4 protein-coding genes are annotated in these 6,871 nt (G+C 45.8%); 2 read left to right on the top strand and 2 right to left on the bottom strand.

Features of this window, described 5'->3' with window-relative positions:
* Positions 1-223: 223 nt before the first annotated feature.
* Complete coding sequence (locus tag RIG66_RS02175) at positions 224-994, bottom strand: cysteine hydrolase family protein (protein WP_446374780.1); 771 nt, start codon at positions 992-994, stop codon at positions 224-226.
* Positions 995-1,319: 325 nt separating this feature from the next.
* Here RIG66_RS02175 and RIG66_RS02170 point away from each other — a divergent pair, with 325 nt between their 5' ends.
* Positions 1,320-2,738: an amidohydrolase gene (locus RIG66_RS02170; protein ID WP_446374778.1), complete on the top strand. Its 1,419-nt coding sequence runs from the start codon at positions 1,320-1,322 to the stop codon at positions 2,736-2,738.
* Positions 2,739-3,075: 337 nt separating this feature from the next.
* Here RIG66_RS02170 and glmS read toward each other — a convergent pair whose 3' ends face one another.
* Positions 3,076-5,028 carry a glutamine--fructose-6-phosphate transaminase (isomerizing) gene (gene glmS, locus RIG66_RS02165; protein WP_446374776.1) on the bottom strand — a complete coding sequence of 651 codons (1,953 nt, stop codon included), beginning with the start codon at positions 5,026-5,028 and terminating at the stop codon, positions 3,076-3,078.
* Positions 5,029-5,530: 502 nt separating this feature from the next.
* On the opposite strand from glmS, the gene RIG66_RS02160 reads away from it, so the two are divergent.
* The gene (locus tag RIG66_RS02160) at positions 5,531-6,856 is read left to right on the top strand and encodes an RNA-guided endonuclease InsQ/TnpB family protein (protein WP_446374775.1); all 1,326 of its coding nucleotides are present in this window, start codon (positions 5,531-5,533) and stop codon (positions 6,854-6,856) included.
* Positions 6,857-6,871: the final 15 nt, after the last annotated feature.

Raw genomic sequence — 6,871 nt, 5'->3', positions numbered from 1 at the left:
ATTGGTCATTGGTCATTGGTCATTGGTCATTGGTCATTGGTCATTGGTCATTGGTCATTGGTCATTGGTCATTGGTCATTGGTCATTGGTCATTGGTCATTGGTCATTGGTCATTGGTCATTGGTCATTGGTCATTCGTTTTTGATGCAAACCGTTAGTAGCTGCTAACTCTCACCATTTTCCTTGTCTCCCCTGCCTATCTGCCCTCTGCATTCTGATTTTTTTACGCTTTTAAAGCTTTAAGAAGTAATTGGGAATCGCTGGTAAATCCAAAACACTGATTAACATTATAAATCGTGGCTTTAAAGCAGTAATCAGGAGATGTTGTTGCCGCACAATCTTTGAGTAGCACGCAATCATATCCCAGGAAATTAGCATCTTGTAATGTTGCCATGACACATTGATCAATGTTGACACCCGCAAAGAAAAGAGTGGTTTTGCCCATATTGCGTAAAATGCTGTCTAAGGGAGTATCCCAGAAGCCACTCATGCGATATTTGTCAATATAAATATCTTCAGGTTCGTGGTTTAATCCATCCACAATTGCCGCTGCCCAACTGTCTTTGGTTAGCACTTTTGCCCCACTTTTAGGCAAGGGATCACCGAGTCCAATTCCTGCACCTGTGGGATTATAAACATGGCGCAATCCAGCACTAATATTGAGTAAGTCGGGACGATTTCCCCAGTTCACCCAAATCACGGGGACATTAACCTCTCGTAACTGGGGAAGCAAGGCTATCAGAGGTTCGATTGGTTTGCGGGCGGGGGTTACGTCTACGCCAATATGGGCTAACCATCCATCAGGATGACAGAAGTCATTTTGCATGTCGATGATTAGGATGGCAGATTTGACTAAATCCAGGCGCAGGCTTTTGGTTTCGGTGGTAAGGGTAATGGGATGAGGAGTTAGGGAGGGGCGAGTCAAATCCGCGATCGCATCATTCACTCCCCAAGCATTGGGGGCTACACCTAATGTCCGTAACGGTTGATTCATGGTATTCCAGTCATGATAGATACGCCAATCATTGTACTCAGGATTGCACGGCTGACCAGACATGAGCCAGAATATAACGGTGCTATCGTTTAGGCATGACTGATGCGATCGCGCTTCGCCAGGGGACACACCCTTAATCTGCGTTCGTAGTAGGCACGAAGCGTGCCTTAAGCGCTCAAGCGCTAACAACAAACTCTAAAGTTAGTGTCATTTCCCTTAACTAACGTTAGGGTTTATCGTCAGCAAACTGGAAATTTATAGCGCTTTAGCGCAACTACGAACCAGATTTATGCGAATATTTTTTTTCCTAAACGACTAATCAATCGTGAGTTTTATTATTGAAAACGTTTTAATTCCCCTTGAACCGGACTATACAACTGTCGATGTCAAAATTGATGCCGATCGGATCGCCACGATTGTTTCTCATTCCTCTGTTAATTCTGGAGAAAGCACAAATATAGTCGATGGCAAAAATAAACTGCTTCTCCCCGGTTTCATTAATGCCCACACTCACTCCTCGGAGATGTGGCAACGGGGTATTATTCCACCCTTACCTTTAGAACTGTGGATTGCCCAACTTTATGAGTTTACGCCGTTAACACCAGAACAGGTTTATTTAAGTGCGTTAGGCACAGCCGTGGAAACATTACTATCAGGCGGGACAACAGTTGTCGATCATTTGGTATTAATTCCAGGGAAAGAAATTGAAACCGTTGCGGCGGTGGTTCGGGCTTATCAAGAGATTGGAATTCGGGCATTTATTGGTCCGTTGATTCAAGATGAATCCCTGTCGCAGGGGATTCCCGATGGGGATGTGAAGCAAAACCATGATCCTGATCATCACTCAACCGAGGAAATCCTGGCATTGATGCAGGAGGTGGTGCAGCGATTTCATCATCCCGAATCAGGAATCAACATTCTTGTTGCGCCAACGGGGATACAACTCTGTTCAGACGCACTGTTCGAGGGTTGCATTGAATTAAGCGATCGCGAGAATTTATGTCGTCACGCCCATCTATTGGAAACAAAAGCACAGCAGCAACTAGCGCAAGAAAAATACGGCTGTAGTGCGGTAAGACATTTGCAACAACTGGGCTACTTGAGTCGGCGCACCTCTTTGGCGCACTGTGTCTGGTTAGATGATGCCGATATTGGGATTTTAGCCCAAACGCGATCGACTGTAGTTCACAATCCCTTGAGTAATTTGCGCTTAGGAAGTGGAATTGCCCCCATTTTGAACTACCGGAAAGCAGGAATTAATGTTACCTTTGGTTGTGATGGTGCAGCGAGTAATGATGCTCAAGATGTCTTAGAAGCGATTAAAATTGGTACATTATTGCACAATACCACTGATTTAGACTATCGCCACTGGATTACGCCGCGTCAGGCGATTAAGATGGCATCCTTAGGTGGGGCAAAGGGGTTAAATATAGCGAATGAGTTAGGTTCGTTGACAATCGGCAAAAAAGCTGATTTAGTGTTATATGATTTGACCAATTTATCTGTATTACCGCGTACTGATCCGATCGCTTCACTGGTGTTAGGGCGTCCGACAAATGTAGTGGATACGGTTTGGGTGAATGGGGAACGAGTCGTTGCGGATGGAAAAGTCACCCGCATTGACGTAGATGAATTAAGGAAGGAATTATTTGAGCAAAGTGAATGGATGAGTAGTCGCCAGTCTAAAAGCGTCCAGCCGTTTGAAGCCCACTATCGTCAAGTAATGGGTTTAGAGTTTATGTAGCAGCGATTTCAATCGCCGTGGCAAAAGGGGGGAATAAAGGCAAACCTGATATAACAACCTGATACGTCTCGACATCTGTAGTGGCGTGGCACACCTTATTTGATGAATTAGAATTGTAGGGGCGCATGGCGTGCGCCCAATTTCACCGCCAAATCTATTCCACAATTTTAGCTGTGTCAGTCCAGTAGGTTGGTGGAAATAAACTCAACCTTATGAAGTTATGTAAACAACCCTCAAACCTTTACATAAACGTAGCTTGCTTCTCGCGAAGCGAGTATGACGAATGACAAATGACGAATGACGATCTCCACCGTTAACTTTAATTGTCCCCACCTATTTATTCCACCGTGACTGATTTTGCCAAATTCCGAGGCTGATCCACATCTAAACCCCGCCGCGCCGCAATATGATATGCCAAAAGCTGTAATGGCATCACTGCCAAAATGGGAGACAATAATTCCTCCACCACTGGCACCGATAATAAAATATCAAAGGTTTGAGCCGCTTCTGGATCATGCATGGGTGTCACCCCAATTAATCGCGCATCTCGCGCCTTGGCTTCTTGGGCATTAGATAGCACCTTTTCATACACAGTACCCGGCATCGCGATCGCAACCACGGGAACTTTAGAATCTAATAGGGCAATGGGTCCATGTTTCATCTCCCCTGCTGGATACCCTTCAGCGTGAATATAGCTGACTTCCTTAAGCTTCAACGCCCCTTCTAAAGCGATGGGGAAATTAATCCCACGCCCCAAAAAGATGAAATCTTGGGTTTCGGCAAACTCATGGGCTAATTCTTCCAGATAATGTTCCTGATGCGATAACACCAACTCAATCTGGGAGGGAAGTTGGCGCAACCCAGCAATAATTTCGGCAATCCTTGACGGGGGTAGGGTTTGGCGTTGATAGGCTAAATCCAGCGCTAAACAGTAAAATACCACCAATTGAGTGACAAAGGTTTTCGTTGCCGCGACACCAATTTCCATTCCCGCAAACGTCTCAATAATATGCGGGACTAAATGCGCCAGAGAACTCTCGGAACGATTGGTAATCCCCACCAGTCGCGGCTGATACTCTTGTCCTAAACCAGTACGCCGTCGTTTTTCCATCTCCAACGCCGCTAAGGTATCAGCAGTTTCTCCTGATTGAGTAACGCCAATGGTGAGGGTATTGCGCGTCAAGGGTGAGGGAGCATAGCGGAATTCTGAGGCATATTGTACCATCGTGGGAATTCCGGCGAGTTGTTCGATCAGGTATTTCCCGACAAGACTGGCGTGCCAACTGGTACCACATGCCAATATCTGAACGTGTTCTAAGTTTTCATACAACGACTCAGGAAGTCCCAATTGTATCGGCGTGGTTGTGGATGGGGTGTCTCCGGCGACTGGGTTTTGATCAGGTATCGCGCTACTGCTATCATTTTCTCCCGCTGACCAATCACTGCTAATATAAGCTTCTAAACAGGTTCGTACCACACCCGGTTGCTCAAAAATTTCTTTGAGCATGAAATGACGGAATCCCTGTTTTTCCACTTGTACAGGATTCCAGTTGAGGGTACGGGGGAATTTGCGAAGACGTTCCCCGTTAAAGTTATAAACTTCTGCCCCTAGGGGGGTTAACCGTGCCAGTTCGCCATTCTCTAGGTTCAACACGGCATGGGTGTGGGGGACAAGGGCGGGAGTATCGGAGGCGCAGAAGAATTCCCCTTGACCAAATCCCAGAATTAAGGGAGCCTGTTGTCGTGCGACAATCAGTTCATCGGGATAGTCGGCACAAATAATCGCGATCGCAAACGCCCCATGGAGTTGATTCACCGCTTGGCGCACGGCGTCTAAAAAGGCATTCGGGTGTTGAAAATCCGGGGTTGAGGGTTCGGGGAGAAACTCGGCAATCAGGTGGGGAATCACTTCGGTATCGGTATCAGAACGGAATTCATGTCCCCGTTTTTTCAAGTCTTCCCGTAATTCTCGATAGTTTTCCACGATGCCATTTTGCACCACCGCCACGCGCTGATGGGTGTCGGTATGGGGATGGGCATTATATTCTTCCGGTTTTCCGTGAGTTGCCCAACGGGTATGTCCAATACCAAGTCGGGCTTGGTTATCGGTACGTTCCAGTTTTTCTCGTAAATTGTAGAGTTTGCCTTTAGCGCGAACGCACTGAATCTCTCCTTCCCAAACGGTGGCAATTCCGGCAGAATCATAGCCTCGATATTCGAGTCGTTCTAACCCTGCCATTAAAATATCTGTTGCTGGTTGCGTGCCGATATAACCAACGATTCCACACATTGAACCGCTCCCTCCTCAAACATGATGCCTTCAACATCTTATGCGATATAGGCTAGAGGGCAACCCATGGGAACGTCAAGAATCATTACCATGACTTAAGCCAGGTTTAGCCGTGATCAGCTTTTCATCATACGTTATTCATTCATTTTTCCGAGGGACACAACATGTCGTGTCCCTACGAAATTTGCCTTTTTGTATTCAAATTTACTGAAAAATTGGCAATTTTTAGTAGAGATACAGAAACATTACCATGCAAGCCACAGCTCGAATACCAATGCCCCTGTATCCCTACAATGGTATAGATTGGTTTCAACGTATCGCGGGAGTCCCTACCCTCAACGAAGTAGGGTAGGGAGGGATAGCGGATTGCCGGAGGAACGGAGGCAATCAACCCTTCGACTTCGCTCAGGGTTAATCTTGAGGTGTTTCCTGGGATTTGATATAAGCCTTAACTTAACCCCACCTGAATGTGCTAGATTAATCTTAACAGGAGGAAACAGCAATGCGAACAAGACGTGTAACTTTTCGGCTATACCCCAATAGAAAGCAAGAGCAGATATTGCGGTATCACCGTAAGTTGCACCAGGATTTGTACAACGCTGCTGTTTGTAATCGGTTCACTCAGTACCAAAAGTTTAACCATCGGGTTGACTACTTCGAGCAACAAAACTCTTTACCTGCCTTCAAGGAAGTTTGGGTAGAGTACAAAGAGTGTAATTGTATGACCTTGCAGGCTACGTTAAAGCGTGTTGATTACGCATTTAATCGGTGGTTTAAAGGGTTAGCCAAGCGACCTAAGTATAAGTCAATCAGGCATTACTCTGGCTGGACGTATCCCAGTAAAACAGGTTGGAAGGTACACACAACGGGTGATAACGGTTATCTAGATTTAGCCAAAATTGGTTCTATCCAGATGCGCGGTAAAGCCAGAAGTTGGGGAACTCCAACAACTTGTACCCTTGTTTACCGTAATGGGAAATGGTATGCCAGCATAACCGTTAACCTAACCGAATTGCAGGCAGCGACAAGGCAAACAGATTTTGGCTCAGTCGGCATTGACTTGGGTTGCAAGTCAGCATTAGCAATTACTGATGGGAAAAACCATTCTTTTGTTGAAGCCCCTAAGTTTTTGCGAAAAGCTGAGGCAAAAATCAAGCATCTTTCTAAAGGGAAGCGTCGTAAAACAGCGCCCAATAGAAAGAAAAAACAGAAAGGCTCTAGGCGGTGGAAAAAAAACCAGGCAAAAATTAGCAAAGTAACTCGCAAAGTAGCTAATCAGCGCCAAAACTGGGTACACCAAGTAGCAACAGACATTGTGCGCTGTAATAGCTTCGTTGCTACGGAAAAGCTAGAAGTCTCTAAAATGACCCGCCAAGCCAAAAAAGGCAAGCGCAAAAAACAAAAAGCCGGACTAAACAAATCCATTTTGGATGTGGGTATGGGGATGTTAAGGTCAGCGATTGAATACAAAGTAAAAGACGCTGGCGGGGTTTTTATTGAGGTTCCTACTCGCCAAGTGAAACCATCCCAAACCTGTCCTAACTGTGGAAATCAGCAGAAAAAGACCTTAGACGAAAGAGTTCACCATTGTCATAAATGTGGATTTACGATGGATAGAGATTTAGCGGCGGCTTTAGTTATGCTTTTGTGGGCATTAGGAATTCTACCGGGGCTTGGAACGAGCCTCGTAGACGCTGATGTCTCTAGCTCTACTTCAGAAACTCGTCAGCGCAAGCAAACGGGAAGCATGAAGCAACTAGGACAAGCGAAGCGTCAGAAACACAAACCTATTGGTCTGGTTGTAGAAACCCAGACCTCAACGAAGTAGGTCTGGGTAGTTCAT

Source organism: Coleofasciculus sp. E2-BRE-01, assembly GCF_040221695.1.
Classification (GTDB): Bacteria; Cyanobacteriota; Cyanobacteriia; order Cyanobacteriales; family Coleofasciculaceae; genus Coleofasciculus.
This window is presented reverse-complemented; position numbering and strand designations above follow the sequence as displayed.

What these genes read in the sequence shown, in the direction of transcription:
- RIG66_RS02175 (WP_446374780.1), bottom strand. Translation starts at nt 994, where the DNA reads ATGAATCAACCGTTACGGACATTAGGTGTAGCCCCCAATGCTTGGGGA.
- glmS (WP_446374776.1), bottom strand. Translation starts at nt 5,028, where the DNA reads ATGTGTGGAATCGTTGGTTATATCGGCACGCAACCAGCAACAGATATT.
- RIG66_RS02160 (WP_446374775.1), top strand. Translation starts at nt 5,531, where the DNA reads ATGCGAACAAGACGTGTAACTTTTCGGCTATACCCCAATAGAAAGCAA.